Genomic DNA, 1,195 nt, shown 5'->3' on the forward strand with positions numbered 1-1,195 from the left:
TCCTCAGGTTGCACACCAGTCGGATTGACGAGAGGTTTTGCAGACCTTCCCTAGCGCGGCACGATCCCGGATATCAGGGCGATAGGTGTACTTGAGGTCACCAAGCTTGGCGATCAGATCGAGTTCGATTTGTTGTTCTGATGTCGTCATGACTCTTTCCTCAAAAACCCCAACGGTTCGCCATGGTCGTTGCATGGGCGGATAAAAGCCGTGGTGCTCATGTGTGTCGACCCCCTGACTCGGTGGCATCTTCGTTAGCCCCGCCTGCGCGCACCCACTCGTCCACTTCGGACAACTGAAACTTCCACAGTCGCCCCACACGATGTGCTGGTAGGCCCTTGTGCTCTCTCCAGCGATAAACAGTGTCTTTGGCGACACCCAGATGCTGGGCCACGTGTTCAGCAGTCACCCACGGTTCAGTGCTCATGTCAATGGCGCTCTGGAATTATGTTTTAAAGTCGTCTTAAATCGTCTGAAGTCTACCATTGAGATGCTGCTTAAGCACCCGCCTAGCCAACCTCAACCTCCCAGATAGATCGACGTCACCGTCAACCGCTCATGCCCGAGCTCCCGGCTGATTTGCTGGCGGGCGTATCGGTCGACCAAGCGCTGCGATAGCCCGAATTGAGCCTTGCCAGGTCCGCCTGCTGCCGGTGGCTTCCATCCCGTCAATGTTTCATATCGCATCTGCGCATATCGATGCCGCAGTCCGTGCATGTTGCTCAACCCGGCCGCTTTGCATTGGCCGTCGTAGACGTGCCGCTGTTGGATGAAGGTCTTGTGTGCCGGAATCAATGACCCTTTGCCCGCCAGACGGTGCGCTGCCTGGAGCACGTCGCGTTGCTCTGTCGTGGTGATGGGCACCGTCCGCTCCCGGCCGCCCTTGGTCCACGATCCCTTGAGAGCGATGTGGTCGCCCCGATCCGCGTAACTGGGCTGGAACTTGATCGCTTCCTCCCGACGCAATCCGAAGGCGGCCTGTAGCTGAAGGCTCATGCGTACGTGCGCGTCGGTGACCTGTCCAAGACCTGTGCCCAGTTCTTGGGCCTTGCTGACGTTGGTCACATAGCGGCGCTCGGCCACGCCAAGCTGCATGTTGTCCGCTGGCAAGATGCCCGACTTGCTGATCTTCTCGGCCCACCTGTATTGACCCACTAAAAACCTGCACAGGTCCTAAACTTGAAGAAAGGACCTG

Annotated in this window: 2 protein-coding genes and 1 pseudogene; all 3 read right to left on the reverse strand. The window is 57.9% G+C overall.

The window, feature by feature from the left end; translation table 11 throughout:
- Positions 1–3: 3 nt before the first annotated feature.
- On the reverse strand, positions 4–150 hold the full coding sequence (locus ACODRX_RS25800; RefSeq protein WP_488874401.1) for a hypothetical protein: 147 nt from the start codon (positions 148–150) through the stop codon (positions 4–6).
- Between the two features lie 67 nt (positions 151–217).
- Complete coding sequence (locus ACODRX_RS25805) at positions 218–427, reverse strand: helix-turn-helix domain-containing protein (RefSeq protein WP_488874402.1); 210 nt, start codon at positions 425–427, stop codon at positions 218–220.
- A gap of 92 nt (positions 428–519) precedes the next feature.
- A pseudogene (locus ACODRX_RS25810) lies at positions 520–1,140 on the reverse strand (integrase domain-containing protein); the annotation flags it as partial.
- Between the last annotated feature and the right edge of the window lie 55 nt (positions 1,141–1,195).

Source organism: Comamonas sp. FG99, assembly GCF_057808605.1.

Coding starts and splice junctions, on each gene's coding strand:
- ACODRX_RS25800 (WP_488874401.1), bottom strand. CDS start 150: ATGACGACATCAGAACAACAAATCGAACTCGATCTGATCGCCAAGCTT.
- ACODRX_RS25805 (WP_488874402.1), bottom strand. CDS start 427: ATGAGCACTGAACCGTGGGTGACTGCTGAACACGTGGCCCAGCATCTG.